Source organism: Pseudoclavibacter sp. RFBB5 (assembly GCF_002931555.1).
GTDB lineage: Bacteria > Actinomycetota > Actinomycetes > Actinomycetales > Microbacteriaceae > Pseudoclavibacter.
In genome coordinates, this window is record NZ_PSTZ01000006.1 from 258,457 (window position 1) to 283,979 (window position 25,523).

Consider the following 25,523-nt stretch of genomic DNA (forward strand, 5'->3'; position numbering starts at 1 on the left):
TTTCTTACAGGAAGGTGTACTGGAACGGTGCCGCACGGAAGAGGGCCGTGCCGCCAATCCGCGCCGAGTGGGCGACGCGTAAGCCAAACAGAAACTCTACCAGGCTTCAGGCGACGTCGGTACCCGGCAGTGGTTTATGCCGGATCCGCGATGGTGATCTCGAGCTCGGCCGGCGCATCCGTCTTCGTGCCGAACACGACCGTACCGGTCGCGACCTTGTCGATGAAGAACCGGTCGTGGCTGACGACGATGACGGCGCCGGGGAAGTGCACGAGCGCGCGCTCCATGACCTGCGTGCTCGGCAGGTCGAGGTGGTTGGTCGGCTCGTCGAGCACGAGCACGGAGGCGCCGGAGAGCAGGCACTGGGCCATCGCGACTCTGGCGCGCTGGCCACCGGAGAGGGTCCCGATCCGGGACTTCAGCTCCGCCTCGCTGAAGCGGAACATGCTGAGGAACCGGGCGACGGACTTCTTCGTGGCTCGGAGCGCGATGCTGTCCGGCATGGCGTTGACCGAGTGCGAGACGGTGTCCGACTCGTCGAGCTCGGCGAGCACCTGGTTGTAGGAGACGACCTTGACGCCGTTCGGCCAGTCGACCCGCCCGGTATCGGCCTTCTCCTCTCCCGTGAGCACGCGCAGAAGCGTCGACTTGCCGCTGCCGTTCGGGCCGATGACCGCGATGCGGTCGCCGCGGTGCACTTCGAAGGTGACGTCGTCGAAGAGCGTGCGCTCGCCGTAGCTCTTGCCGAGGCCGGAGACGCGCGCGAGCACATCCTTGACGTGCAGTGAGCCGTAGATCTCGGTGACGATCTCGTCGACCGGCCGCGGCGCGCGCTTCTTCTTGATGCTCGAGAGGCGCTTGCCGAGCCCCTTGCCGCCCGCCTTCGCGGCCTCGCGCCGGTCGGAGATGCCCTCGGCCTCGAAGGCGAGCAGCTCCGCCTCGTGCACGAACTGCGCCTGGAGGGTCTTGAGTCTGAACTGCTTCTGGATGACGTACTCGCCGAAGTCACCCGGGTACTCGTGCAGGTGCAGGTTCTCGACCTCGAGGATGCGCGTGACCACTGCATCCAGGAACGTGCGGTCGTGCGACACGATGATCGCGGCGCCGCGGAACGAGCGGAACCACGTCTCGAGCCATTCGACGCCGGCGACGTCGAGGAAGTTCGTGGGCTCGTCGAGCAGCAGCACGTCTGGCTGCTCGAGCAGGAGCTTGGCAAGGGCCGCGCGGTTGCGCCAGCCGCCGGAGAGCTTCTCGATGGGGCTCGTGCGGTGGTCGTCGTTGAAGCCGAGCTTCGTGAGGGCGGTGTCGATGTGGCGCTTGTAGTCCCAGCCGTCCGCCCGGTCCATCTCCTCGAAGAGCTCGGACTGACGCAGGATGAGGCGGTCGAGCGAGTCGGCGTCCGGTTCGGCCGCGATGGCGGCGTCGATCTGCGCGAGCTCCGCCTCCATCTCGTGGACGTGAGCGAAGAGCGTCTCGAGCGTCTCGAGGATCGTCGAGGAGCCGTCGAGCTCGGAGAACTGCGAGAAGTAGCCGATGCGCACGCCGTCGTCGATCGACACGGTCCCGTTGTCGGGCGAGACCTGCTCGAGGATGAGCTTGAGGAGCGTCGACTTCCCCGATCCGTTCTGGCCGATGAGCCCGATGCGGTCGCCCCGGTCGAGGGTGAGGAAGACCTCCTTGAGCACGGGGGAGGGGCCGAAGCCGACCTCGACGTCGTTGAGGCGGATGAGACTCATGCAGTGGTGCCTTCCTGGGCGTTCTCGGGCGGTGCGTGCCGCTGGCAGCGCGCGCGATCACCGGGCGATGAGCGGCGGACTCGCGGCTCATGGGAGGATAGGCGACACCATGTCACCACGCGCCTCCACTCCGCTCGAGCCGGCTCAGACCGACCCCGCCCGGATCCGCAATTTCTGCATCATCGCCCACATCGACCATGGCAAGTCCACCTTGGCCGACCGGATGCTGCAGCTCACGGGCTCCGTCGATGAGCGCGCCATGCGTGCACAGTACCTCGACCGCATGGACATCGAGCGCGAGCGCGGCATCACGATCAAGAGCCAGGCCGTGCGCATGCCGTGGGCCGTCGAGGGCGACACCTTCGCGCTGAACATGATCGACACGCCCGGCCACGTCGACTTCTCGTATGAGGTCTCCCGCTCGCTCGCCGCCTGCGAGGGCGCCATCCTTCTTGTGGACGCCGCGCAGGGCATCGAGGCGCAGACGCTCGCGAACCTGTACCTGGCGATGGAGAACGACCTGGAGATCATCCCGGTCCTCAACAAGATCGACCTGCCTGCCGCCGACCCCGACCGTTTCGCGGCCGAGATCGCGAACCTCATCGGCGGCGACCCCGACGACGTGCTGCGAGTGAGCGGCAAGACGGGCATGGGCGTCGAGGAGCTCCTCGACCGAGTCGTCGAGCGCATCCCAGCCCCCGTCGGGGTGGCGGATGCACCGGCGCGCGCGATGATCTTCGACTCGGTCTACGACGCCTACCGCGGCGTCGTCACCTACGTCCGTGTCGTCGACGGCGAGCTCAAGGCCCGCGACAAGATCAAGATGATGTCGACCGGCTCCACGCACGAGATGCTCGAGATCGGCGTCTCGTCGCCAGAGCCCACCGTGGCCAAGGGCCTCGGCGTCGGCGAGGTCGGCTATCTCATCACGGGCGTCAAGGACGTCCGTCTCTCGAAGGTCGGCGACACCGTCACGGGGAGCACGCGGCCGTCCGAGGACCCGCTGCCCGGTTACACCGAGCCGAAGCCCATGGTCTTCTCCGGCCTCTACCCGATCGACGCCGGCGACTACCCGGAGCTGCGTGAGGCGCTTGACAAGCTCAAGCTCTCCGACGCCGCCCTCAACTACGAGCCGGAGACGTCCGTCGCGCTCGGCTTCGGCTTCCGCGTCGGCTTCCTCGGCCTCCTCCACCTGGAGATCGTCACCGAGCGCCTCATGCGCGAGTTCGACCTCGACCTCATCACGACCGCGCCGTCGGTCGTCTACGAGGTCAAGACGGAGGACAAGCAGCTCCACACGGTCACGAACCCGAGCGAGTACCCGGAGGGCAAGATCCTCGAGGTCCGCGAGCCGATGATGCGCGCGGCGATCCTCGCGCCGAAGGACTACGTCGGCAAGATCATGGAGCTCTGCGAGGGCAAGCGCGGAACGCTCATCAGCATGGACTACCTCAGCGAGGAGCGCGTCGAGTTGCGCTACTCGATGCCGCTCGGCGAGATCGTGTTCGACTTCTTCGACCAGCTGAAGAGCCGGACGCAGGGGTACGCCTCCCTCGACTACGAGCCCATGGGCGACCAGGTCGCCGACCTCGTGAAGGTCGACATCCTCCTGCAGGGTGAGCGCGTCGACGCGTTCAGCGCCGTCATCCACAAGGACAAGGCGTACGCCTACGGGCTCCTCATGACCGAGCGCCTGCGCAAGCTCATCCCGCGCCAGCAGTTCGAGGTGCCGATCCAGGCAGCGATCGGCGCCCGCATCATCGCCCGCGAGACCATCCGCGCCATCCGCAAGGACGTGCTGGCCAAGTGCTACGGCGGCGACATCTCGCGAAAGCGCAAGCTGCTCGAGAAGCAGAAGGCCGGCAAGAAGCGCATGAAGATGGTCGGCCGCGTGGAAGTGCCGCAGGAGGCGTTCATCGCCGCCCTGAGCGGCGATGTCGAGAAGAAGAAGTAGCAAGAAGACGCAGTCTTTACCTAGTGGAAGTAGCCTGAGAGACGTGATGGAACAGGACAACCCTTTCGGCCAGGTGCTCGTCGCACTCGTGACCCCGATGACGCACGACGGAGAAGTCGATTGGGCGGGCGTCGAGAAGCACATCGACGACGTCATCTCGGCTGGCGCTGACGGCATCGTCGTCACCGGGACGACCGGCGAGACGTCGACGCTCACCGACGCCGAGAAGCTCAAGCTCGTCGTCGTCGGCAAGGAGGTCTCGGCAGGGCGCGCCAAGATCATCACCGGTGGCCCGTCGAACGAGACCGCGCACGCCATCCAGCTCGCCAAGCAGTCGGCGGATGCGGGTGCCGACGGCGTCATGGCCGTCACCCCGTACTACAACAAGCCGACGCAGGCGGGTGTGCTCACGCACTTCCGCATGATCGCGGACGCGACCGACCTGCCGCTCATCCTCTACGACATCCCGGGCCGCACCGGCATCCCGATCACGTACGAGACGATCCTGCGCCTCGCGAAGCACCCGAACATCATCGCGGTGAAGGACGCCAAGGGCGACCTCGCCCAGGTGTCGCGTGTGCTCAACCAGACGGAGCTGCTCTACTTCTCGGGCGACGACGCCAACACGCTGCCGCTCCTCTCGATCGGCGCGACCGGCCTCATCGGCGTGACCGCGAACATCGCGTCGCAGCCGTACCGCACGATGGTCGACGCCGTCAACGCGGGCGACCTCCGGACGGCGACGGATGCGCACAAGCGCCTCGAGCCGCTCGTCCGGGCCACCATGACCCACGTTCCGGGCACCGTGGCGACCAAGTACATCCTGCACGGCCTCGGCCGTATCCAGTCCCCGCGAGTCCGGTTGCCGCTTGTCGGTCCGGAGGAGTGGGAAGCCGCCCTCATCGAGGACGAGCTCGACCTGGTTCGCGACGTCGAAGGCGCGAGCTTCACGAACTTCCGGCCTGACCGCAACGCGGCCGCGGGTGGTGCGCTCCCGCGCATCCCAGGCACAACCCGCTGATTCGACCATCTCACCAGCGGCAACGCTGACTTCTCTAAGGCTCATATGACAAAGACCGAACACCTTCCCAAGCTCGCTGCAGGCTCCATGCGGATCATCCCGCTCGGAGGCCTGGGCGAGGTCGGCCGCAACATGGCGACGTTCGAGATCGACGGGAAGATCCTCATCGTCGACTGCGGCGTGCTCTTCCCCGAAGAGACGCAGCCCGGCGTCGACCTGATCCTCCCGGACTTCGACTCGATCCGCGCTCGTCTGGACGACGTCGTCGGCATCGTGCTGACCCACGGCCACGAGGACCACATCGGAGCGGTGCCGTACATCCTCCGCCTCAAGCCGGACATCCCACTCATCGGCTCGACGCTGACGCTCGCGCTCGTCGAGGCGAAGCTCAAAGAGCACCGCATCAAGCCGTACACGCTCACGGTGGCGGAGGGGCAGGTCGAGGAGCTCGGCCCGTTCTCGCTCGAGTTCGTGGCCGTCAACCACTCGATCCCGGATGCGCTCGCCGTGCACATCACGACGGACGCGGGCACCGTGCTCCACACGGGCGACTTCAAGATGGACCAGCTGCCGCTCGACGGTCGCTTGACGGACCTCCGCGCGTTCGCGCGACTCGGCGAAGAGGGCATCGACCTCTTCATGGCCGACTCCACGAACGCCGAGGTTCCGGGCTTCACGCCGACGGAGCGCAACATCGGCCCGGTCATCGAGGACGTGATCTCGCGCACCAAGGGCAAGGTCGTCGTCGCGAGCTTCTCGAGCCACGTGCACCGCGTGCAGCAGGTCATCGACGCGGCGGCGGCCAACGGTCGCCGCGTCGCGCTCATGGGGCGTTCCATGGTGCGCAACATGGGCATCGCGTCCGAGCTCGGCTACCTCAACGTGCCGCAGGGTGTGCTCATCGACCACAAGAAGGCGCTGAAGCTCCCCGACAACGAGATCGTCTTCATGTCGACGGGGTCGCAGGGCGAGCCGATGGCTGTCCTCAGTCGCATCGCGTCGAAGACGCACGCCATCGAGGTGGGGGAGGACGACACCGTCATCCTCGCCTCGAGCCTCATCCCGGGCAACGAGAACTCGGTGTTCCGCGTCATCAACGCGCTCATCAAGCTCGGCGCGAACGTCGTGCACAAGGCCAACGCCAACGTCCACGTCTCGGGCCACGCCGCGGCGGGCGAGCTGCTCTACTGCTACAACATCCTGCAGCCGCGTCAGGTCATGCCCGTGCATGGTGAGATCCGTCATCTCGTCGCCAACGCCGAGATCGCGAAGAAGTCCGGCATCGCCGACGAGAACGTGCTGATCGTCGAGAACGGTGCCGTCATCGACATGAAGGACGGCGTCGCTCGTCAGGTCGCCCAGCTCGACATCGGCTTCATCTACGTCGACGGCTCGACCGTCGGGACGATCACCGACGCGGACCTCAAGGACCGCCGCATCCTCGCTGAAGAAGGATTCATCTCCATCTTCACCGTGGTCGAGGCGGCGACAGGCAACATCCTCGTCGGACCTGAGATCCACGCGCGAGGCTTCGCTCCGGATGAGGCTGTCTTCGACGACATCATCCCCGGCATCCAGAAGGCGCTCAAGGAGGCCGTCGAGGCAGGCAACTCGAACTCCTACCAGCTCTCGCAGGTCGTGCGTCGCACGATCGGCCGCTGGGTCAACACGAAGCACCGCCGTCACCCGATGATCATCCCGGTGGTCATCGAAGCCTGACGTCATGCTCCGGGGGCCGCCGATCTCGGCGGCTCTCGGGGCGTCATCCTCGATCCTGTCGGTGGCCGCAGGTACCTTGGGCACCATGGCCACAACCTCGTCCAACACGAAGCGAACCCCCGCGCCCAAGAAGCGGGCGAGCGCGGCAGCTGCCAAGGCTCCGGTGGAGACCGAGAAGCCTGGCATCGCCACCCGCGCCTGGATGGCAGCGGCGAACGTCGCGGGGCAGACAGCTCGTGCGTTGGGGCCCGAGACGCTTGAGAAGGATCAGCGGCGCGACGGATTCCCGTTCCTGCTCTTCCTGCTCGCGGTCATCGGCGGCGTGGTCGTCTGGTTCTTCCCGGGCAACGGCGTCGCCATGGGACTGAACACCTACACGTTCGGGGCGCTCTTCGGCCGCATCTCCTATGCCCTTCCGGTGGTGCTGGCCTTCTTCGCGCTGTGGCTCTTCCGGCACCCTTCGTCGGTCAGCGATAACGGACGCATCGGGGTCGGCCTGTTCCTCGGCCTGGTGTCGAGCTCCGCGATCTGCCACGTCATCGCGGACAACCCTGACCCTGCCAATGGCATGCCGGAGCTCGCTCTCGGCGGTGGAGTCTTCGGGTGGCTGCTTGGTGGCACCCTCGGGGTCATCATCACCCCGATCGGCGCGGCCATCGTCGCCGGCCTGCTTGTTCTGCTCTCGGTCTTCATCATCACGAAGACGCCACCGCACAAGGTCGTCTCTCGACTGCGTGAGCTCTGGGAGTGGATGTTCGGCATCGACGAGGAGTCCGCGGCGCACGCACGCTCCGCGAAGCCTGGCAAGGCAGTCGGTGCTGACGACGAGAGCCTGCTCGGTGACGACGACCGCTCGCGTTCCGCCGACGCCGAGCGACTTCCCTGGTGGCGCCGGAACGAGTCCGGCCGTGAAGACGACGTCGACTACGAGGAGCAGCCGTACGAGACGGCGGTCGCCGACACCAAGAAGCACGAGCACCACCGCATCGATCCCGAGGCGACGACGACCGTGCTGCGAGGGCTCACCTCGGAAGATCCCGACAACGCCGTCACCGGACCGCAGCCCACCGCGGTGCTCCCTGGCCTGCGTATGGACGATGCGACCGATGTCATCGACGTCGCCGATCCCACCCTCTTCTCCGCGACCGGCATCCAGGACGACTCGACGCCGACCGACCCGGACGAGTTCGCCGACCTCTTCGGGGCGCCGGCGGCTTCTGCGGCGGCCGTCGTGACGACCCCGTCCCCGGAGGCTGCGCCCGCAGCCGCGGATGATGACGGTGAGCAGTGGGACTCCCGCGACGCCCACTCGTCCGGCCAGGGGTACAGCCTCCCAGTGCAGTCGATGCTGTCCAGGGGTGCGCCCGCGCTGGCCCGCACCGAGGCGAACGACCTCATCGTGGAAGCGCTGAACTCCACCTTCGCTCAGTTCAAGGTCGACGCCAAGGTGACCGGCTTCTCGAGGGGCCCGACGGTGACGCGCTACGAGGTCGAGGTGGCCCCCGGCGTCAAGGTCGAGCGAGTCACGCAGCTCTCGAACAACATCGCGTACGCGGTCAAGAGCAATCAGGTGCGCATCCTGTCTCCGATCCCCGGCAAGAGCGCCATCGGCGTCGAGATCCCCAACTCCGACCGCGAGGTCGTGTCCCTGGGTGACGTCCTCCAGTCGCCCGAGTCGATCGCCGCCAGGCACCCCATGACGATCGGCGTCGGCAAGGACGTCGAGGGCGGCTTCGTGCTCGCCAACCTCGCGAAGATGCCGCACCTTCTCGTGGCTGGTGCCACGGGAGCCGGAAAGTCGAGCTTCGTCAACTCGATGATCGTGTCGCTCCTGATGCGGGCGACGCCTGCCGAGGTGCGCATGGTGCTCGTCGACCCGAAGCGGGTCGAGCTGACCCCGTACAGTGGCGTCCCCCACCTCATCACGCCCATCATCACGAACCCCAAGAAGGCAGCGGAGGCGCTGCAGTGGGTCGTGAAGGAGATGGAGATGCGCTACGACGATCTGGAGAGCTTCGGCTACCGGCACGTCGACGACTTCAACGCTGCGATCCGCTCCGGCGGCATCATCCTGCCTGAAGGGTCGAAGCGAAAGCTCAAGCCCTACCCGTATCTGCTCGTCGTGGTCGACGAGCTCGCCGAGCTCATGATGGTCGCCCCTCGCGACGTCGAGGACTCCATCGTCCGTATCACCCAGCTCGCCCGCGCCGCGGGAATCCACCTCGTGCTCGCCACGCAGCGTCCGAGCGTCGACGTCGTCACGGGACTCATCAAGGCCAACGTGCCGAGCCGCCTCGCGTTCGCCGTGACCAGCTCCACCGACTCACGCGTCATCCTCGACCAGGTCGGTGCCGAGTCGCTCATCGGGCAGGGTGACGCGCTCTTCCTGCCGTCTGGGGCGAACAAGGCCGCTCGAGTGCAAGGAGCGTGGGTCAACGACAAAGAGATCATGGAGATCGTCGCTCACGTCAAGCGTCAGGCGCAGCCCGAGTACCGGGCCGACGTGGCGCAGGTCGTGGAGAAGAAGGAGATCGACGCCGACATCGGGGACGACCTCGAGCTGCTGCTCGCGGCGGCGGAGCTCGTCGTGAACTCGCAGTTCGGCTCGACCTCGATGCTGCAGCGCAAGCTGCGCGTCGGCTTCGCCAAGGCCGGACGCCTCATGGACCTGATGGAGTCCCGCGAGATCGTCGGGCCATCGGAGGGCTCGAAGGCCCGCGACGTGCTCGTCACGGCCGAAGAGCTGCCCGGTGTTCTCGCGCGCATCCGTGGACAGGACCCGGCCATGAGTGCCGCCGCGCCGGCGGCCGCAGCGCCCCTGGCCGAGCCTGACGGCATGGCTGCGTCGTTCGACGCAGTCGCCGCCCAATACGATGGGCTTGAAGAAGTCGAAGGCGAGAGCGGCGACGAAGACGCCTGGGGTCTGACGGGGCGCGACTAGCGAGAGGCAGCACCATGACCGGTCGAATACTCCGTGGAGGCGACGGGCCGGTGAGCAACTGGTGCGTGCCGAACCTCATCACGATCGCGCGCATCCTGCTGGTGCCCGTCTTCGTGTGGTTCCTCCTGCTGGACGGCAACACCGATGGTGCCTGGCGCTGGGCGGCCGCCGTGCTGTTCATTGTGGCCATCGCGACCGACAGCCTTGACGGGCACATCGCCCGCAGCCGGAACCTCATCACGGACCTCGGCAAGCTCCTCGACCCCATCGCCGACAAGGCGCTCACCGGCACCGCGCTGGTGATGCTCTCCGTGCTCGGCGAGCTCCCGTGGTGGGTGACGATCATCATCCTCGTGCGCGAGCTGGGTATCACCTTCTGGCGACTGGCGGTCGCCAAGAAGCGCGTCCTGCCGGCCGGGCGGGGCGGCAAGCTCAAGACGCTTGTCCAGGCGTTCGCCATCTCGCTCGCGCTGCTCCCGCTCTGGGCCGTCTTCGGGGACTGGGTGCACTGGGTCAACATCGTCTTCATGTCGGCGGCGTTCATCCTCACCGTGTGGTCCGGGATCGACTACCTCTGGCAGGCCTACCGGCCGCAGAACAAGAAAACGCCCGAGCTTCGGGCCGACGACGGGACCCAGCGATGACCGGCGGAATCACCCCAGCACTGCCGCAGACGATCGAGCTGGGGCGGGTGCTGCTCGAGGCCGGCCTCAGCATCGGCGTCGCCGAGTCCCTCACCGGAGGCGCACTCGTCGCAGAGCTCGTCAAGATCCCTGGCATCTCCGCATCGCTCGCGGGCGGCATCGTCGCCTACCGCACCGAGCTCAAGCACTCGCTGCTCGGGGTCGACGAGGACCTCCTGGCCGAGCGGGGACCGGTCGACTCTGATGTCGCCGCCGCCATGGCACTCGGCGCGCGGACCGCTCTTGCCGCTGGTCGTGGCGAGCGCCTCGACATCGGACTCTCGACCACGGGCGTCGCAGGCCCGCAGGCGCAGGCCGGCCGAGCTCCCGGCGTGGTCTTCGTCGGCATCTCCTCGCTCTTCGGCGACAAGGTCGTCGAACTCGACTTCTCTTCGCTGGTCCGTCTCGACGACCCCGCCGGCAGCCGTCAGCGGGTCCGCGGCGCCACCGTCGAGGCAGCCGTTCACAACGTGCTGGAAATGCTCGTGGAACACTGACGCGGTATCGTGAGCGAAGCTTCCTCGAAGGTTGAGTCGAATCGCCTCAACATTCGGCTTTCTTTCAGGAATACCATCGATGTTTGCTTGGTTGTTCTCAGCGTGACGAAGTCTCCACGAAGTCTCGTAAGTTACAGTTCTTGGCATACGGCAGTAAGGAGGACCCCGCTATGGTCCTAGCGCGTCAAGAGATCGGTGAAGTCCTGCGCGATGTGCGCCTGCGTAAGGGGCACACGCTCCGGCAGGTCGCGGGTCGCGCCTCGGTTGCACTCGGCTACCTGAGTGAGGTCGAGCGCGGGCAGAAGGAAGCCTCGAGCGAGATCCTCGCGTCGGTGGCGGAAGCCCTCGAGACCCCCCTCTCAACCATCTATCGCGAAGTGGGCGACCGTCTGGCCGTCCACGAACGCTTCGACACGAGCATCCCGGACACCGTTCCGGACGACCTCCTGCTCGGAGTTCGCAAGCCACTCGTCACGCGTTAGCGCGACGCTCTCGCAGGGTTCTCCTGGTCGAGAGAAGCGACCGACGGCGCCGCAGCATCAGCTGCGGCGCCGTCGGCGTACGCTTGGGGGATGCGCAAGAGCGAGTTCGACAGGGCCGTGGTCGATGAATTCGGTGACGCCTACGGGCGCTCCCTGATGCGCGACCTGGTGCTCGGGGCTGTCGGGGACCGCACGGCGCTGCAGGCGCTTGACGACGGAGTCGAGCCGCGCGACATCTGGCTCGCGCTCTGCGCGGACACGGGAGTGCCAGAGTCCAGGCGTCACGGCGTCGGCACGATAGACCCCCGGACTCGGGACTGACCTCGACCTCCTGAGCCACTGCCTTCCATCCGACACGCCTGTCGGATGTTCGAAGTCGTGTTCGAAGCGCGTAGGGTGTTCACGTCGGACTCCTCGGAGACTTGTCCACAGATGAGGGACCTCGATCACAGAATGTCGGTGGTCGCCTCTAGCGTGATTGTCGAGTAGCCAAGGAACCCGATCCGCCTTGTCGTCAGCGCTCTCCATCAGCGCGCGACAGCCGAGAGGCGACCGCCACATTCCGAGAGGACCACCACCATGCCAAACCCAGCAGACCGCGAAAAGGCTCTTGACGCCGCACTCGCCCAGATCGACCGCCAGTTCGGCAAGGGGTCGGTCATGCGCCTCGGGAGCGACGAGCGCGCACCCGTCGAGACCATCCCAACCGGATCCGTCGCACTCGACGTCGCGCTCGGCATCGGGGGGCTCCCTCGCGGCCGCATCGTCGAGATCTACGGGCCGGAGTCCTCGGGGAAGACCACGCTGACGCTCCACGCCATCGCGAACGCGCAGCGTGCCGGTGGCATCGCGGCCTTCATCGACGCGGAGCACGCGCTCGACCCCGAGTACGCGAAGAAGCTCGGCGTCGACATCGACGCTCTCCTCGTGGCCCAGCCAGACACCGGTGAGCAAGCGCTCGAGATCACGGACATGCTGATCCGCTCTGGCTCCGTCGACCTCGTTGTCATCGACTCCGTGGCGGCCCTCGTGCCGAAGGCTGAGATCGAAGGGGAGATGGGCGACAGCCACGTCGGACTCCAGGCGCGCCTCATGTCGCAGGCCCTCCGCAAGCTCACGGGTGGGCTCAGCCAGACGAAGACCACCGCCATCTTCATCAACCAGCTCCGCGAGAAGATCGGCGTCTTCTTCGGCAGCCCCGAGACGACCGCCGGTGGAAAGGCGCTGAAGTTCTACGCCTCGGTCCGCCTCGACATCCGTCGCATCGAGACCCTGAAGGATGGCACGGACGCCGTCGGCAACCGCACCCGCGTGAAGGTCGTCAAGAACAAGATGGCACCGCCCTTCAAGCAGGCGGAGTTCGACATCCTCTACGGGGTCGGCATCTCCCGTGAGGGCTCGCTCATCGACTTCGGGGTCGAGCACGGCCTCGTGCGCAAGTCGGGCGCCTGGTACACCTACGAGGGCGACCAGCTCGGGCAGGGCAAGGAGAACGCCCGCAACTTCCTCATCCAGCACCCCGAGATCGCCGAGGAGATCGAGCGCAAGATCCTCGCCAAGCTCGGTGTCGGCCAGCCAGCCGACTCGCCTGCCGAGGCCGTCGAGGCACCGCTCGCGCCTGTCGCCGCCGAGGCGAAGGTCGCTCAGCGGCGCGGCGCATGACCGACGAGCTCGCTCCGGTGACACCGCTCTTCGGGTCGTCACCGGCGAGCGACCAGTCAGCGTCTGAGGCTGACGTGGTGGCCCCGGCCACAGAGCAAGCTCCGTCGAGTCCGGGGAGGCGAGACGCTGCCAGCTCTGCGGCAGAGTCCCGCCCCTCGACCGGCGGAGCCCCGAGACTCGTTTCCATCCCAGGCGGGCAAGGCGAAACACAGGCTTTCACGGCCGTCGTGCCCGCTGGGATGGACGCGGAATCCCGGCAACGGCTGGTCGAGGAGGCACAGGAGACACTGGTCCGAGCGCTCGCTCGCAGCGACCGGTCCATCGAGGAGGCGCGGCGCCTGCTCCGCGACTGGCGGGGCGAGGACCCTCAGGGCGCGCAGGCTCCCGAGGACGGCTCCGAGGAGGCCGCCGACTATGAGGCGTCGCATCGTCTTGACGACGACGAGACCGAGCAGGTGATCGAACGCTGCACTGAGCTCGGCTACCTCGACGACTTCAGGCTCGCCGAGCTGCTCGTGCACAAGGCCAGAGACAAGAAGCGATCGGGCATCCAGGGAGTCGAGCGGACACTTCGCGACCGGCACCTCTCCACGGAAGCGATCCAGGAGGCGCTCGCCGAGATCGATCGCGACGATGAACTCGAACGTGCCACCGAGCTCGCCACTGAGCGTGCGAGGCGGGTGACGGGGGTCGAGCCCGACGCGGCAATCCGACGCATCGCCGGGTTCCTCTCCAGGCGCGGCTACTCTGCAGGCGTCGCGTTCACCGCCGCCAGGGAAGCCGTCCAGGGAAGTCCCAGGACGCGCCGCCCGTCGAGCGGCTCAGCCGGCGTGTTCTTCGGCGTCACTCCCGTCGAGTAGCGCCAGCGCAACGCGCTGCCCCTCAGCGTCGCGGGCGACCTCGAGGCGGACCAGAGCCTCCTCGAGGGCTCGCCGGGCTGCGGCTGGAGCACCAGCCCGATCATGTGCCTCAGCAAGCACGAAGCCCACGCGACCTGCCGCGCGCAAGTCGCGTTCCGCTTCCAGGGCCGAGATGGCAGCCATCGCCTGCGTCGCCGCACGTGACGGCTCGCCGTCCCGAAGCGCCGCGCGAGCACGGCGTACCGCCACGATCGCGGCCTCCTGCTCCCGCTCGGCAACGGGCGCCAGGTGCAGGGCCGCGATCTGCAGGTTGGCATCGAAACCAGCGAACACAGCAGCACCCGACGGGAACGACGTCGCCCCGAGGGCCAGGAGCATCTCGGTCCGCCCAGCGAACTCCACGGCCGTCACGGGCCCCCCGTCCGACGCCGCGGCCGGAGCGACCACCTCGTCCACCCACCGATCCCACGCGAACTCGCCCTGCCGGTACTGATCGCGCAGCCCCGCGTCGCAGACGATCAGCAGCCCATGCCGCGGCTCGACAACCGGGACCTCACCCTGGAGCTCACTCGGCAGGGAATGCCAGTACGCCTCATCGCGAGGGGCGTCCCTCCAGCGCTCCGGTTCGTCATGCATCGAGATCGTCAGAGCCTCGAGGCGCGAGGCTCCCAACTCATCCGTGACCACCGTGGTCACGGCCTGCAGCGGACCGCCGCCCACCTTCAGCACCAGGCCGTCGACTCCGTTCTCACCGCCCGCCGGACCGACATACAGGGCCCCGCTCGGCGCCGAGATGACAGCCGAACGGTCCCCGCGCGCCTCAACGCGGCCAGCGTCGGTCTGCAGCAGCCCCCTCTGGAGAGCAAGAGAAGTCGCCGGTGTGACGCCGTCATCAGTGGTCATGGCTCGCATCCCGCCAGCGTAGCGGTGGCAGTGCGCCATCGTGAAGCGAACGTAGAATTGGCGGATCATGAGCGAGACAGCCACACCCATCGCACCCTCCCCAGCTGCACGCAGACCAGACGGGTCGCCGAGGAGCTACGAAGTGCGCACGCTCGGCTGTCAGATGAACGTGCACGACTCCGAGCGCATGTCCGGTTCGCTGCGAGCTGCTGGGTACGTCGAAGCCGACGGCCTCGAACCAGACGTCGTCGTCATCAACACGTGCGCCGTCCGAGAGAACGCGGACAACCGTCTCTACGGCAACCTCGGGCAGCTGGCGGCCATCAAGCGAGAACACGAAGGCATGCAGATCGCCGTCGGTGGATGCCTGGCCCAGAAGGACCGCGGAACGATCCTGGAAAAGGCCCCCTGGGTCGACGTGGTCTTCGGAACACACAACATGGGGGCCCTGCCGAGCCTGCTCGAGCGGGCACGTCACAACGACGAGGCCCAGCTCGAGATCCTCGAGTCACTCGATGTCTTCCCGTCGACCCTGCCGACCAAGCGCGACTCGACCTACTCCGGGTGGGTGTCCATCTCTGTGGGATGCAACAACACCTGCACCTTCTGCATCGTCCCGTCTCTCCGTGGCAAAGAGAAGGACCGTAGGCCGGGCGACGTCCTCGGCGAGATGCGTGCGCTCGTCGACGACGGCGCGATCGAGGTGACGCTGCTCGGGCAGAACGTCAACTCCTACGGGGTCGAGTTCGGCGACCGCCAGGCATTCAGCAAGCTCCTCCGAGCTGCCGGCCAGATCGAAGGCCTCGAGCGCGTGCGCTTCACGAGCCCCCACCCCGCCGCCTTCACGCAGGACGTCATCGATGCCATGGCGGAGACGCCCAACGTCATGCCTCAGCTGCATATGCCCCTGCAGTCCGGCTCGGACCGCATCCTCAAAGCCATGCGGCGCTCGTACCGCAGCACGAAGTTCCTCGGCATCCTCGACAAGGTGAGGGAGCAGATGCCGCACGCTGCCATCACCACCGACATCATCGTCGGCTTCCCGGGCGAGACCGAAGAGGACTTCGCCGAGACCATGCGCGTCGTCGAGGCCTCGAGGTTCGCGAGCGCCTTCACATTCCAGTACTCGATCCGGCCGGGCACGCCCGCCGCGACGATGCCGGATCAGGTGCCGAAGGCCGTCGTGCAGGAGCGCTACGAGCGGCTGATGGCATTGCAGGACCGCATCAGCCGCGAGGAGAACGAGAAGCTCGTCGGCTCGGTGCAGCGGATCCTGGTCAGCGCCGGCGAGGGGAAGAAGAACGGCGAGACACACCGCATGTCCGGGCGAGCCGAAGACAACCGGCTCGTGCACTTCTCTGTGCCGACTGGTGTGGAGCGTCCGCGACCCGGTGACGTCGTGACCGCCGAGATCACGGCCGCGGCCTCCTTCCATCTCGTGGCCGACGCTCGCTCATCCCACCTCGACGTCCGCCGGACGACGGCGGGGGATGCCTGGGATCGTTCGCTCGCGGAGAGCTGCTCGGTACCCGCGCCGGGAGGTGCCCAGAGCCGCGTCTCGCTCGGTCTCCCGACGCTCCGGCGAGCCTGACCGTGTTCATCACGATCGGGGGAGCGACCGGTACGGGCAAGTCGCGGCTCTCGCTCGAGGTTGCCGCGCGGCTTCGCGCCACGGGTCGAGGAGCGCAGATCATCAACGCCGACGCCATGCAGCTGTACCGCGGCATGGACATCGGCACCGCGAAGCTCAGCCTCGAGGAACGCGAGGGAGTTCGGCACCACCTCCTCGACGTCCTAGAGGTGACCGAGGACGCGAGCGTCGCCTGGTACCAGGAACGTGCGCGGGCGCTCATCGAGCAGATCGAGGCCGAAGGGGACGTGCCCATCCTCGTCGGCGGATCCGGTCTCTACATCGCCGGCGTGTGCTTCGATCTGCGTTTCCCTGGAACCGACCCGCAGGTCCGCGCGCGACTCGAGGCCGAGCTGGAGAGTGCCGGACCTGGCCCGCTGTTCGCACGTCTGCGCGAGCTAGACCCGACCGCCGCAGCCACGATGGACGCGCGGAACGGCCGTCGTCTCGTCCGCGCGCTCGAGGTGATCGAGGTCACCGGCGAGCCATTCAGCGCGCAGCTGCCCGACCAGGAGGCGACCTGGCGGGACGTGACCTTCGCCGTCGTCGAAGAGCACCGCGAAGTGCTCACGCCGCGGCTGGACGCCAGGGTGGAGCGGATGTGGGAGAGCGGACTCCTGGAAGAGACGGAGATGCTGGCGGAAGCGGGCCTCGAACGCGGCACCACCGCGAGACGAGCCATCGGCTACCAGCAGGCGCTCGCGCAACTTCGAGGCCAGTCGTCTCGGGCCGAGGCGATCGCGGAGGCGCAGCTGCTCACTCGGAAGTACGCGAGGCGACAGGTCTCGTGGTTCCGTCGCTACAGCAGAGCCGTCCGCGCGCACAGCGGCGAGAGCTTCGCCGCCCAGCGCATCATCGAAGCAGCCGGACTCTGACGCCGTGTCCGCTGCGCACGGGCCGGGTCAGATGTCCGTAGCATTGACGCCATGACACAACTCGCGTTCACCAAGGCGCAGGCCACCGGCAACGACTTCGTCCTCGTCTCCGACCCGGATGGCGAACTCGAGCTCGGGCCTCAGCGGGTGGCGCGGCTGTGCGATCGCAACTTCGGCGTCGGCGGCGATGGGCTCATCCGCGCCGTCCGTTCCGCCCACCTTGCAGAGGGCCGCGAGCTGCAGGCCGTGAACCCCGGTGCAGAGTGGTTCATGGACTACCGCAACGGCGACGGATCCATCGCCGAGATGTGCGGCAACGGTGTCCGCGCCTTCGCTCTATTCCTCACCGAGACCGGGCTGGCGACGCTCGCGGAGGGCGAGCGCCTCGAGATCGGGACCCGCGCTGGCCTCCGGATCGTCGAGCGCGAGGGCGACGGCTTCCGCGTTGACATGGGTCCGTGGCGTCTGGATGGCGGAGAGCCGCTGGTGACCGTGCCGCACATCGGTGTGTCCCGCCCGGGCCTCGGCATCGATGTCGGCAACCCTCACGTCGTCGTGGCCCTCTCGAGTGAGGAGGAGCTGGATCGTCTCGAGCTCTTCCACGCCCCGCTCATCGAGCCTGCCCCCGAGCTCGGCGCGAACGTCGAGTTCGTGGTGCCGCACGACCAGCTCGTCCAGGACGGGGTCGGGCACATTCGGATGCGCGTCCACGAGCGCGGTGTCGGCGAGACACTCTCCTGCGGGACAGGCGCCGTCGCATCGGCGCTTGCTGTCCGCTCCTGGGCTGGCGCAGGCGCGCCGGACGTGTGGTCCGTGCGAGTCCCGGGTGGCGTCCTCAACGTCACCGTCGCACCTGTCGACGGCGTCGAGCACGTGTTCCTGTCCGGGCCGGCCGAGATCGCCTTCACCGGCGTTGTCGAGGACGACCTCGCTACTGAGCTCGCCGTACCCGCAGCACTCTGAATCCGGCGTCCGTCGAGTGGCGCTCGACCGACAGCTCCGGGCCGAACTGCTTCGCGATCCAGGCCTGCAGCGAGTCGCCGCCGAGCTTCTTCGCGACGACGAGCCATGCCTCCCCGTCTGCGCTGAGGCGGGGAAGCCAGTCCATGAGCAGCTCATGAAGCGCGTCCTTGCCGATCCTGATGGGCGGATTGGACCAGATGAGGTCGAAGCGGGCGTCAGCGGGGACATCGGCTGGCAGGGATGTCCTGATCCGATCGAGGCGGAGGTTCTCCGCGTTCTCACGGGTCAGGAGGAGCGCTCGCTCGTTGACGTCGACCGCCCACACATCGAGTTCGGGCGACTCGAGCGCCAGGGCCAGGCTGATCGCGCCCCAGCCGCAGCCGAGATCCAGCGCCGTGCCAGTTGCTGGAGGCTTCGGGGCGGCGGCGAGGAGAGCTTGCGTGCCTCGGTCGAGGTGCTCCGGGCTGAAGGTGCCTCCGGCCGTGGTGACGGTCGCGGCGTGCCCCCGGAGCCTGACCTGGATGCTTCGCCGCTCGAGCGGGCCGTCTGGGGTTGCTGAGAAGTAATGCTGAGCGGTCACCCCTAGACGCTAGCACCGGCGTAGAATCGTACGAATATGCGAGATTCTGAAACTCCTCCAGGCGAGAGCAACGACGCGATCGACCGAATCCTGCGAGCGGCGAGAGAGCCGGGCGCCACCATGACCCTGTTCTCGTCCGGGCGTGCGCAGGCATTGCAGGACGGTGCGAGCACGGGGTACGACGGCGAATCCGATGGTGACCAGCTCGAACGCGAGGCGCGCCAATCCCTGCGGCGCGTCGAGAGCCTGCGCACGGAACTCGAGGACGTCACCGAGGTCGAGTACCGCAAGGTGCGTCTTGAGCGGGTTGTCCTGGTCGGGGTCTACCGTCGCAACTCCCTCGAGGAGGCCGAGAACTCCATGCAGGAGCTGGCCGCTCTCGCGGAGACGGCGGGCGCCGTCGTCCTGGACGGCGTGCTCCAGCGGCGACCCAACCCGGACCCGGCCACGTACCTGGGCCGAGGCAAGGTCGCTGAGCTCAAGGAGATCGTCGCGGCCCTCGAAGCCGACACGGTGGTCGCGGACACGGAGCTCGCGCCAAGCCAGCGGCGTGCGCTCGAGGACGAGATCAAGGTCAAGGTCATCGACCGCACGGCCGTGATCCTCGACATCTTCTCCCAGCACGCGAAGAGCCGAGAGGGCAAGGCTCAAGTCGAGCTGGCGCAGATGGAATACATGCTCCCGCGCCTCCGAGGCTGGGGTGAGTCGATGTCCCGCCAGGCCGGTGGGCAGGTCGGCGGCGGAGCCGGTATGGGCTCGAGAGGTCCCGGTGAGACGAAGATCGAGCTCGATCGTCGCCGCATTCGCACGAAGATGGCCAAGCTCCGGCACCAGATCGCGGACATGAAGGACGCGCGCGACGTGAAGCGCGCGACTCGCGAGCGCAACCAGGTGCCGGCCGTCGCCATCGTCGGCTACACCAACGCCGGCAAATCGAGCCTCCTCAACCGCATCACCCACGCGGGTGTGCTCGTCGAGAACGTGCTCTTCGCGACGCTCGACGCGACGGTGCGCAAGGCATCCACGGAAGACGGCCGCCCGTACACGATCGCCGACACCGTCGGGTTCGTGCGCAACCTGCCTCACCAGCTTGTCGAGGCCTTCCGATCGACGCTCGAGGAGCTGCAGGCTGCCGATGTCATCGTGCACGCCGTCGACGCCTCGCACCCGGACCCGGCCGCCCAGCTCGCCACCGTGCGTGACGTCATCGGCGAGGTCGAGGCGCACGACGTCCCGGAGATCGTCGTCTTCACCAAGGCCGACCTCGTCGACAGCGATCGACGCCTTGAACTGCAGGGCCTCGCGAATGACGGCATCTTCGTGTCTGCGCACACCGGCGAGGGCATCGACCTGCTGCTCGCTCGAATCGCAGAACTGCTTCCGACGCCGGAGGTCACGATCGACGTGCTCGTGCCGTTCGAACGCGGCGACCTCGTCTCCTACCTCCACGAGCGCGGTGCTGTGCTCGAGCTGGGTCACGAGGAGGGTGGCACGCGCCTCAAGGCGCGAGTGAATCCCGATCAGCTCGGCCTGTTCGAGGAGTTCACCGTCGCGGGCTGAGTCGCTGCAGCACGACTGAGCACTGAACGCAGAAGAGCGGCAAGCCCGATGGGCTTGCCGCTCTTCTGCGTTCAGGCGGGTCTTCTGTGGAGAGGATCAGATGGAACGGAGCACCGCGACGACCTTGCCCAGGATCTCAGCCTCGTCGCCCAGGATCGGCTCGAAGTCGCTGTTGCGGGGGAGCAGCCAGATGTGTCCGTCCCGCTTGCGGAAGGTCTTGACCGTGGCCTCGCCGTCGAGCATGGCGGCGACGATGTCGCCGTTCTCGGCAGTGCGCTGTGACCGCACCACGACCCAGTCGCCATCGCAGATGGCGGCGTCGATCATCGACTCGCCGACCACGCGGAGCAGGAAGAGCTCGCCCTTGCCAACGATCTGGCGGGGGAGTGCGAAGACATCCTCGACCTGCTGTTCAGCCGTGATCGGGATGCCGGCTGCGATGCGACCCACGACGGGCACGAAGGCGGCCTCCGCCGTGTCGTTCGAGTCGCCATCGTCGGCGTGGTCGAAGTGCACGAGCACCTCGAGGGCGCGTGGCATGCCCGGGTTCCGCTTGATGTAGCCGAACTTCTCCAGCTGCCCGAGCTGATGGGTCACGCTCGAGAGCGAGACCAGCCCGACCGTATCGCCGATCTCCCGCATGCTCGGCGGGTACCCGCGAGTGCGAACCGACTCGATGATGCAGGTCAGGATGCGCTCCTGCTTCTCGGTCAGCTTTCTGTAGATGTCACTCGCTGGCTTCTTGGCCATGTCGTCTCCGTCCGCTCTCCGACACGGAATGTCGGTGGCAGGTGATGCACTGCCTGATAGCGCCAACCCTACCGAGGGTGCACGCAGCTACGAAACATTTCTTCGAGTGTTGTGGAGGAAAGTTCGACAGATTCGAACGTTCGACCTTGACTTGACACTTTGTTCGTAGCTATATTCAGTACATACATTCGACCACTCGAAGATGTGGACGAATCAGGAGGAATCATGAACAACACTGCCGCACCGCTCCGCCTCACCGCTCGAGGCCGCCGGGTCGTCCTGGCGCTCGCCGCGCTGCCCGTCGCCGCCGCCATCGCGCTCGGCGCCACGCACATGACCTCTGCAGCGGCATCGAACGAGACAGCCGATGTCGAGTTCGAGTACGTCACGGTCGGCGCGGGCGACACTCTCTGGGGAATCGCCGAGGAGGTCGCGGGCGACGCAGATGTCCGCGATGTCATCGTCGAGATCTCCAAGCTCAACGCGCTCGAGAACGGCACGGTTCAGGCCGGCCAGCGCCTCGCGCTCCCGCTCGACTGACGTCGTACATGTCGTCGACGAACACCTCGGCCGGGGCGTGGTGGGGGCCTCGTCGTAGGCTTGTCCGGTGACCTCGTTCGAAGACCTGCCCATCCGCGACGACCTTCGCGGACTCACCCCATATGGTGCGCCTCAGCAACCGGTGCGCGTCGCCATCAACGTCAACGAGAACCCGCACCAGGTTCCAGAGGTCGTCGCAAGACGCATCATCGAAGCGATCGCTCGCGAGCTCCCGGGTCTCAACCGGTACCCGGACCGCGAGTTCACCGCACTCCGGGAGCAGCTGAGTGTCTACCTGGGTCACGGCATCTCTCCCGAGCAGGTGTGGGCGGCGAACGGCTCCAACGAGATCATGCAGCAGCTCTTGCAGGTCTTCGGGGGGCCAGGCCGGAGTGTGCTCAGCTTCACGCCCAGTTACTCGATGTACCCGCTGCTCACCCAAGGTGTGGGGTCCACCTGGGTGCCCGTGACGCGCGCCGGTGACTTCACGATCACCGCAGAGCTCGTCACCGAGGCCATCGAGCGGGAGCAGCCCGACATCACGATCATCTGCTCGCCCAACAACCCGACGGGCACCGCGACCGACCTCAGCGTGATCGCCGCGGCCTACGAAGCGACCGACGGCATCCTCATCGTCGACGAGGCCTACGCCGAGTTCCTCCCAGACGGCGAGGAGACCGCGCTCTCGCTGCTTCCCGGGCGCGAGCGGCTCGTCGTCTCGAGGACCATGAGCAAGGCATTCGCGTTCGCGGGTGCTCGAGTCGGGTACTTCGCGGCCGACTCCGCCGTCGTGGATGCCGTGCGGTTGGTCCGCCTTCCCTACCACTTGTCTGCGATCACCCAGGCCGCGGCAACCGCCGCACTCGAGTGCTCCGAGATCATGCTGCAGCAGGTCGACGCCATCCGCGAGCAGCGGGACCGCCTTCTCGCAGAGCTCCCGGCGCTCGGTTTCACGCCCTGGGAGTCCGGGGCGAACTTCGTGCTCTTCGGGGGCGTCGATGACCCGGCAGACACCTTCGCTCGGCTGCTGGAACGCGACATCCTGGTCCGCGACGTCGGCATCCCGAACACGCTCAGGGTGACGGCGGGTACACGGGCGGAGACGTCCGCGTTCCTGGACGCTCTCGCCGAGATCACGAACGCCGGAAAGGCCTAGGCTGGAGGGATGACCACGACGCCACGCACTGCGACGCTCTCGCGAGCAACGAGCGAGTCCTCCATCGAGCTGAGCCTGAACCTGGACGGCACCGGCATCGCCGACATCCAGACGTCGGTGCCGTTCTACGACCACATGCTCACGGCCTTCGCGAAGCACTCGCTCACCGACCTCACGGTCCGCGCCACGGGCGACACGGAGATCGACGTGCACCACACGGTGGAGGACACGGCGATCGTCCTCGGTCAGGCGATCCGGCAGGCCCTCGGCGACAAGTCCGGTATCGCCAGGTACGGCGACGCGCGGGTTCCGCTCGACGAGTCGTTGGCTGAGGCAGTCGTCGACATCTCAGGGCGACCGTTCCTCGTGCACACGGGGGAGCCGGACGCGTTCGTCTACCACCTCATCGGCGGTCACTTCACGGGGGCGATGGTGCGCCACGTCTTCGAGGCGATCACCTTCCACGCCGGTCTGACCGTGCACGTCGAACTCATCCGCGGGCGCGACCCCCACCACATCGCCGAGGCAGAGTTCAAGGCATTCGCCAGGGCGTTCCGCGCTGCGAAGCGCCTCGACCCCGAGGTCGTCGGCATCCCCTCGACGAAGGGCGCCCTGTGACCGGACCCGCCCGTCCGCGCGTCGTCGTCGCCGACTACGGCTCAGGCAACGTGCACTCGGCAGTCAAGGCGCTCGAAGCGGCGGGAGCCGACGTCGAGCTCACCGCCGACCGCGCCGCGGCCTACGACGCCGACGGCTATGTCGTTCCGGGCGTGGGCAGCTTCGCGCACGTCATGGAAGCCATCAACCGGCAGCGCATCGGCGAGATCGTCGGCAGGCGCCTCGCCGGCGGTCGCCCGGTCCTCGGCATCTGCGTCGGCATGCAGATCTTCTTCGACGGCGGCATCGAGGGCGGGGAGCGCGCCGAGGGCCTCGGCGAGTGGCCAGGGGAAGTGACCGAGCTCCACGCCGACGTGCTTCCGCACATGGGCTGGAACCTCGTCGATCCGCCGACCGCCTCCAAGCTCTTCGCGGGCATCGCCGATGAGCGCTTCTACTTCGTGCACTCGTACGCGGCGCACGAGCTGCCGCTCGAGCCGCATCCCAAGGCCCGCCCGGTGCTCGTCACATACGCGGAGCACGGCGAGCGCTTCATCGCGGCCATCGAGAACGGTCCGCTCTCGGCCACGCAGTTCCACCCCGAGAAGTCTGGCGAGGCCGGCGTTCGCCTGCTCCGCAACTGGATCGAGACGCTCCCGACGCGGGCCTAGGCCGATCGCCGCGGCGCGCGGGGCGACTGCCTGCCGATACGCTATTGCCCGGACGGCCAGGGCCTGACCTTCCGGCGTCGACGTCCAGGCGCCTCTGAACGAGAACAAGGAACCAACGCTCGTGAGCGAATTCAACACGTCACCGGAGCTCGTGCTCTTCCCCGCAATCGACCTCGCGGGTGGTAAGGCCGTCCGCCTGGTCCAGGGGGAAGCAGACTCGGCCACGAACTACGGCGACCCCGTCGATGCGGCCGAGGACTGGATCGAGCAGGGCGCCGAGTGGATCCACCTCGTCGACCTCGACGCCGCCTTCGGGCGCGGTGAGAACCGCGGCGTCATCAAGCGCGTCATCCGGGCCGCCAAGCACGTCAACGTCGAGCTGTCCGGCGGGATCCGCGACGACGAGTCGCTCGAGCGTGCGGTCGAAGCCGGTGCGAGCCGCATCAACCTCGGTACGGCGGCGCTCGAGAACCCGGAGTGGGCCGCCAGCGTCATCGCCCGCTACGGCGAGCTGATCGCCGTGGGTCTCGACGTGCGGGGCACGACGCTCGCGGCCCGCGGCTGGACGCGCGATGCCGGCGACCTCTGGACAGTGCTCGAGCGTCTTGAAGAAGCCGGTTGTGCTCGCTACGTCGTGACCGACGTGACCAAGGACGGCACGCTGCAGGGCCCGAACCTGCAGCTCCTGAGCGACATCCTCGACCGCACCGATCGACCTGTCGTGGCCTCCGGCGGCGTCTCGAGTCTCGATGACCTCGTCGCTCTCCGTGGGTTGGTCCCGCAGGGGCTCGAAGGTGCGATCATCGGCAAGGCCCTCTACTCCGGGGCGTTCACGCTGGTCGAAGCGCTCGACGTCTCGTCCTGAATCGAGAGGCGCCGACCCATGCCGTCCCTGCCTGAGCACTTCCACCCGAGCGAAGCTGACTCGGCCGGCCAGAGCTGGTCGGGGCGGAGCTTCGGCGACAACCCCTTCCGTGACGACGACGGCACTGCGCCCGCAGCGTTCCTCGCCGCGATGCAGCGCTTTCGCGCGCGCGAGGCCGGGCCGGACGCCGTCGTCGACGCTCTCCGTCAGGCGAGAGTGCTCATCCCTCTCGTCGCGAAGCTCGGTGAGGCCGGTGTCAACGAGCAAGGGTCCACCGTCGACAAGAGCGCCGATCTCTCGATCGTGACCGTCGCCGGTCCGGATGGTCGCACCGTCCTTCCCGTGTTCACCTCGGCTGATGCGATGAGGCGGTGGAACCCGACCGCCCGCCCGGTCCCGGCGCTCATGCAGCGTGCCGCCATCTCCGCTGCGGCCGAGGGCAGCGACCTCATCGTCGTCGACGCGACGAGTGACACGGAGTTCGTCGTCCGTCGACCTGCGGTGTGGGCGATCGCGCAAGAGCAAGAGTGGGTCGCTCCGTGGGTCAACCCCGTGGTCGCCGATGAGCTCTCACGGGTCATGGCAGAGCTGGTCGAGGTGCTCGGCCTCGATCTCGTGCCTGGCGATCCGGAGGCCCGGCTGACCGGACCGGAGCTGCGGGTGGTGCTCCACGTGGGGCCAGCGGTCGGCCGCGATGAGCTCGCCGACCTGTCGCGGCGGGCCAGTGAGCTGCTGCAGGGGAGTGAAGCGTTCCGCACCGAGGTCGATTCCCTCGGCATCTCCTTCTCCCGTGCCGCCGGGTCTCACGCGGGGGAGGCGCAGGGCCGTACGGGCCTCGATTCTAAGCGGTCCTGGTGGCGCCGCAGAGGGGATTGACC

At 67.5% G+C, this 25,523-nt stretch carries 24 protein-coding genes; 20 read left to right on the plus strand and 4 right to left on the minus strand.

The features are described 5' to 3' along the window. Nucleotides 1-134 precede the first annotated feature (134 nt). Nucleotides 135-1,736 (minus strand): ABC-F family ATP-binding cassette domain-containing protein, encoded by a 1,602-nt coding sequence (locus tag C5B97_RS07680; protein WP_104311504.1) that lies wholly within the window; start codon nt 1,734-1,736, stop codon nt 135-137. Between the two features lie 109 nt (nt 1,737-1,845). Here C5B97_RS07680 and lepA point away from each other — a divergent pair, with 109 nt between their 5' ends. The 10 genes from lepA to C5B97_RS07730 all read left to right on the plus strand — a co-directional run bounded on the left by lepA (nt 1,846) and on the right by C5B97_RS07730 (nt 13,555). Then, nucleotides 1,846-3,690, plus strand: coding sequence for a translation elongation factor 4 (gene lepA, locus C5B97_RS07685; protein ID WP_104253030.1), 1,845 nt, complete (start codon nt 1,846-1,848; stop codon nt 3,688-3,690). Between the two features lie 46 nt (nt 3,691-3,736). Further along, complete coding sequence (dapA, locus tag C5B97_RS07690; protein ID WP_104311505.1) at nt 3,737-4,711, plus strand: 4-hydroxy-tetrahydrodipicolinate synthase; 975 nt, start codon at nt 3,737-3,739, stop codon at nt 4,709-4,711. A 45-nt stretch (nt 4,712-4,756) separates the two neighbouring features. Next, a complete protein-coding gene (locus C5B97_RS07695) occupies nt 4,757-6,430 on the plus strand; it encodes a ribonuclease J (protein ID WP_104311506.1) in 1,674 nt (557 codons plus the stop codon). A gap of 85 nt (nt 6,431-6,515) precedes the next feature. Then, complete coding sequence (locus C5B97_RS07700; protein WP_104311572.1) at nt 6,516-9,371, plus strand: DNA translocase FtsK; 2,856 nt, start codon at nt 6,516-6,518, stop codon at nt 9,369-9,371. A gap of 14 nt (nt 9,372-9,385) precedes the next feature. Beyond that, the gene (pgsA, locus tag C5B97_RS07705; protein WP_104311507.1) at nt 9,386-10,015 is read left to right on the plus strand and encodes a CDP-diacylglycerol--glycerol-3-phosphate 3-phosphatidyltransferase; all 630 of its coding nucleotides are present in this window, start codon (nt 9,386-9,388) and stop codon (nt 10,013-10,015) included. Beyond that, a complete protein-coding gene (locus C5B97_RS07710; RefSeq protein ID WP_104311508.1) occupies nt 10,012-10,551 on the plus strand; it encodes a CinA family protein in 540 nt (179 codons plus the stop codon). The genes pgsA and C5B97_RS07710 overlap by 4 nt, the downstream gene beginning before the upstream one ends. Before the next feature lie 170 nt (nt 10,552-10,721). Further along, the gene (locus tag C5B97_RS07715) at nt 10,722-11,033 is read left to right on the plus strand and encodes a helix-turn-helix domain-containing protein (protein WP_104253024.1); all 312 of its coding nucleotides are present in this window, start codon (nt 10,722-10,724) and stop codon (nt 11,031-11,033) included. A gap of 90 nt (nt 11,034-11,123) precedes the next feature. Beyond that, complete coding sequence (locus tag C5B97_RS07720; RefSeq protein WP_104311509.1) at nt 11,124-11,354, plus strand: DUF3046 domain-containing protein; 231 nt, start codon at nt 11,124-11,126, stop codon at nt 11,352-11,354. Between the two features lie 258 nt (nt 11,355-11,612). Then, a complete protein-coding gene (recA, locus tag C5B97_RS07725; RefSeq protein ID WP_104311510.1) occupies nt 11,613-12,695 on the plus strand; it encodes a recombinase RecA in 1,083 nt (360 codons plus the stop codon). Nucleotides 12,696-12,922: 227 nt separating this feature from the next. Beyond that, complete coding sequence (locus C5B97_RS07730) at nt 12,923-13,555, plus strand: regulatory protein RecX (RefSeq protein ID WP_181026945.1); 633 nt, start codon at nt 12,923-12,925, stop codon at nt 13,553-13,555. Here the strand turns inward: C5B97_RS07730 and C5B97_RS07735 are convergent. After that, nucleotides 13,517-14,458: a hypothetical protein gene (locus C5B97_RS07735; protein ID WP_146080759.1), complete on the minus strand. Its 942-nt coding sequence runs from the start codon at nt 14,456-14,458 to the stop codon at nt 13,517-13,519. The two genes, C5B97_RS07730 and C5B97_RS07735, sit on opposite strands and share 39 nt — an antisense overlap. 67 nt (nt 14,459-14,525) lie before the next feature. Between C5B97_RS07735 and miaB the strand changes: the two genes are divergently transcribed. From miaB to dapF, 3 genes are read left to right on the plus strand one after another with little or no spacing between them, the layout of a single operon-like run. After that, a complete protein-coding gene (miaB, locus tag C5B97_RS07740; RefSeq protein ID WP_104311513.1) occupies nt 14,526-16,049 on the plus strand; it encodes a tRNA (N6-isopentenyl adenosine(37)-C2)-methylthiotransferase MiaB in 1,524 nt (507 codons plus the stop codon). 2 nt (nt 16,050-16,051) lie between these two features. Next, nucleotides 16,052-16,963: a tRNA (adenosine(37)-N6)-dimethylallyltransferase MiaA gene (miaA, locus tag C5B97_RS07745; RefSeq protein WP_308471451.1), complete on the plus strand. Its 912-nt coding sequence runs from the start codon at nt 16,052-16,054 to the stop codon at nt 16,961-16,963. 51 nt (nt 16,964-17,014) lie between these two features. Beyond that, nucleotides 17,015-17,926: a diaminopimelate epimerase gene (gene dapF, locus C5B97_RS07750; protein WP_104311515.1), complete on the plus strand. Its 912-nt coding sequence runs from the start codon at nt 17,015-17,017 to the stop codon at nt 17,924-17,926. Here dapF and C5B97_RS07755 read toward each other — a convergent pair. Further along, the gene (locus C5B97_RS07755; protein WP_104311516.1) at nt 17,895-18,506 is read right to left on the minus strand and encodes a class I SAM-dependent methyltransferase; all 612 of its coding nucleotides are present in this window, start codon (nt 18,504-18,506) and stop codon (nt 17,895-17,897) included. The genes dapF and C5B97_RS07755 overlap by 32 nt on opposite strands. 36 nt (nt 18,507-18,542) lie before the next feature. Here C5B97_RS07755 and hflX point away from each other — a divergent pair, with 36 nt between their 5' ends. Continuing rightward, nucleotides 18,543-20,066 (plus strand): GTPase HflX, encoded by a 1,524-nt coding sequence (gene hflX, locus C5B97_RS07760; RefSeq protein WP_104311517.1) that lies wholly within the window; start codon nt 18,543-18,545, stop codon nt 20,064-20,066. A 96-nt stretch (nt 20,067-20,162) separates the two neighbouring features. On the opposite strand, the gene lexA is transcribed toward hflX, so the two are convergent. After that, nucleotides 20,163-20,816 (minus strand): transcriptional repressor LexA, encoded by a 654-nt coding sequence (lexA, locus tag C5B97_RS07765; RefSeq protein ID WP_104253014.1) that lies wholly within the window; start codon nt 20,814-20,816, stop codon nt 20,163-20,165. A gap of 225 nt (nt 20,817-21,041) precedes the next feature. Here lexA and C5B97_RS07770 point away from each other — a divergent pair, with 225 nt between their 5' ends. The 6 genes from C5B97_RS07770 (at nt 21,042) to C5B97_RS07795 (ending at nt 25,521) form a co-directional block, all read left to right on the plus strand. After that, nucleotides 21,042-21,356 carry a LysM peptidoglycan-binding domain-containing protein gene (locus tag C5B97_RS07770; RefSeq protein WP_104311518.1) on the plus strand — a complete coding sequence of 105 codons (315 nt, stop codon included), beginning with the start codon at nt 21,042-21,044 and terminating at the stop codon, nt 21,354-21,356. A 67-nt stretch (nt 21,357-21,423) separates the two neighbouring features. Further along, nucleotides 21,424-22,512 carry a histidinol-phosphate transaminase gene (locus C5B97_RS07775; protein WP_104311519.1) on the plus strand — a complete coding sequence of 363 codons (1,089 nt, stop codon included), beginning with the start codon at nt 21,424-21,426 and terminating at the stop codon, nt 22,510-22,512. A gap of 9 nt (nt 22,513-22,521) precedes the next feature. Further along, the gene (gene hisB / locus C5B97_RS07780) at nt 22,522-23,130 is read left to right on the plus strand and encodes an imidazoleglycerol-phosphate dehydratase HisB (RefSeq protein ID WP_104311520.1); all 609 of its coding nucleotides are present in this window, start codon (nt 22,522-22,524) and stop codon (nt 23,128-23,130) included. Further along, entirely contained in the window at nt 23,127-23,780 is a 654-nt protein-coding gene (gene hisH, locus C5B97_RS07785; RefSeq protein ID WP_104311521.1) for an imidazole glycerol phosphate synthase subunit HisH, read from the plus strand. The genes hisB and hisH overlap by 4 nt, the downstream gene beginning before the upstream one ends. A gap of 121 nt (nt 23,781-23,901) precedes the next feature. After that, nucleotides 23,902-24,645, plus strand: a complete 744-nt coding sequence (gene priA / locus C5B97_RS07790) for a bifunctional 1-(5-phosphoribosyl)-5-((5-phosphoribosylamino)methylideneamino)imidazole-4-carboxamide isomerase/phosphoribosylanthranilate isomerase PriA (RefSeq protein WP_104286150.1) — start codon at nt 23,902-23,904, stop codon at nt 24,643-24,645. 18 nt (nt 24,646-24,663) lie between these two features. Next, the gene (locus C5B97_RS07795; protein ID WP_104311522.1) at nt 24,664-25,521 is read left to right on the plus strand and encodes an SseB family protein; all 858 of its coding nucleotides are present in this window, start codon (nt 24,664-24,666) and stop codon (nt 25,519-25,521) included. The last annotated feature ends 2 nt before the right edge of the window (nt 25,522-25,523 follow it).

Bases quoted from the DNA above. Each gene is read 5' to 3' on its own strand.
- C5B97_RS07680 (WP_104311504.1), bottom strand. From the start codon at position 1,736: ATGAGTCTCATCCGCCTCAACGACGTCGAGGTCGGCTTCGGCCCCTCC.
- lepA (WP_104253030.1), top strand. From the start codon at position 1,846: ATGTCACCACGCGCCTCCACTCCGCTCGAGCCGGCTCAGACCGACCCC.
- dapA (WP_104311505.1), top strand. From the start codon at position 3,737: ATGGAACAGGACAACCCTTTCGGCCAGGTGCTCGTCGCACTCGTGACC.
- C5B97_RS07695 (WP_104311506.1), top strand. From the start codon at position 4,757: ATGACAAAGACCGAACACCTTCCCAAGCTCGCTGCAGGCTCCATGCGG.
- C5B97_RS07700 (WP_104311572.1), top strand. From the start codon at position 6,516: ATGGCCACAACCTCGTCCAACACGAAGCGAACCCCCGCGCCCAAGAAG.
- pgsA (WP_104311507.1), top strand. From the start codon at position 9,386: ATGACCGGTCGAATACTCCGTGGAGGCGACGGGCCGGTGAGCAACTGG.
- C5B97_RS07710 (WP_104311508.1), top strand. From the start codon at position 10,012: ATGACCGGCGGAATCACCCCAGCACTGCCGCAGACGATCGAGCTGGGG.
- C5B97_RS07715 (WP_104253024.1), top strand. From the start codon at position 10,722: ATGGTCCTAGCGCGTCAAGAGATCGGTGAAGTCCTGCGCGATGTGCGC.
- C5B97_RS07720 (WP_104311509.1), top strand. From the start codon at position 11,124: ATGCGCAAGAGCGAGTTCGACAGGGCCGTGGTCGATGAATTCGGTGAC.
- recA (WP_104311510.1), top strand. From the start codon at position 11,613: ATGCCAAACCCAGCAGACCGCGAAAAGGCTCTTGACGCCGCACTCGCC.
- C5B97_RS07735 (WP_146080759.1), bottom strand. From the start codon at position 14,458: ATGACCACTGATGACGGCGTCACACCGGCGACTTCTCTTGCTCTCCAG.
- miaB (WP_104311513.1), top strand. From the start codon at position 14,526: ATGAGCGAGACAGCCACACCCATCGCACCCTCCCCAGCTGCACGCAGA.
- dapF (WP_104311515.1), top strand. From the start codon at position 17,015: ATGACACAACTCGCGTTCACCAAGGCGCAGGCCACCGGCAACGACTTC.
- hflX (WP_104311517.1), top strand. From the start codon at position 18,543: ATGCGAGATTCTGAAACTCCTCCAGGCGAGAGCAACGACGCGATCGAC.
- lexA (WP_104253014.1), bottom strand. From the start codon at position 20,816: ATGGCCAAGAAGCCAGCGAGTGACATCTACAGAAAGCTGACCGAGAAG.
- C5B97_RS07770 (WP_104311518.1), top strand. From the start codon at position 21,042: ATGAACAACACTGCCGCACCGCTCCGCCTCACCGCTCGAGGCCGCCGG.
- hisB (WP_104311520.1), top strand. From the start codon at position 22,522: ATGACCACGACGCCACGCACTGCGACGCTCTCGCGAGCAACGAGCGAG.
- C5B97_RS07795 (WP_104311522.1), top strand. From the start codon at position 24,664: ATGCCGTCCCTGCCTGAGCACTTCCACCCGAGCGAAGCTGACTCGGCC.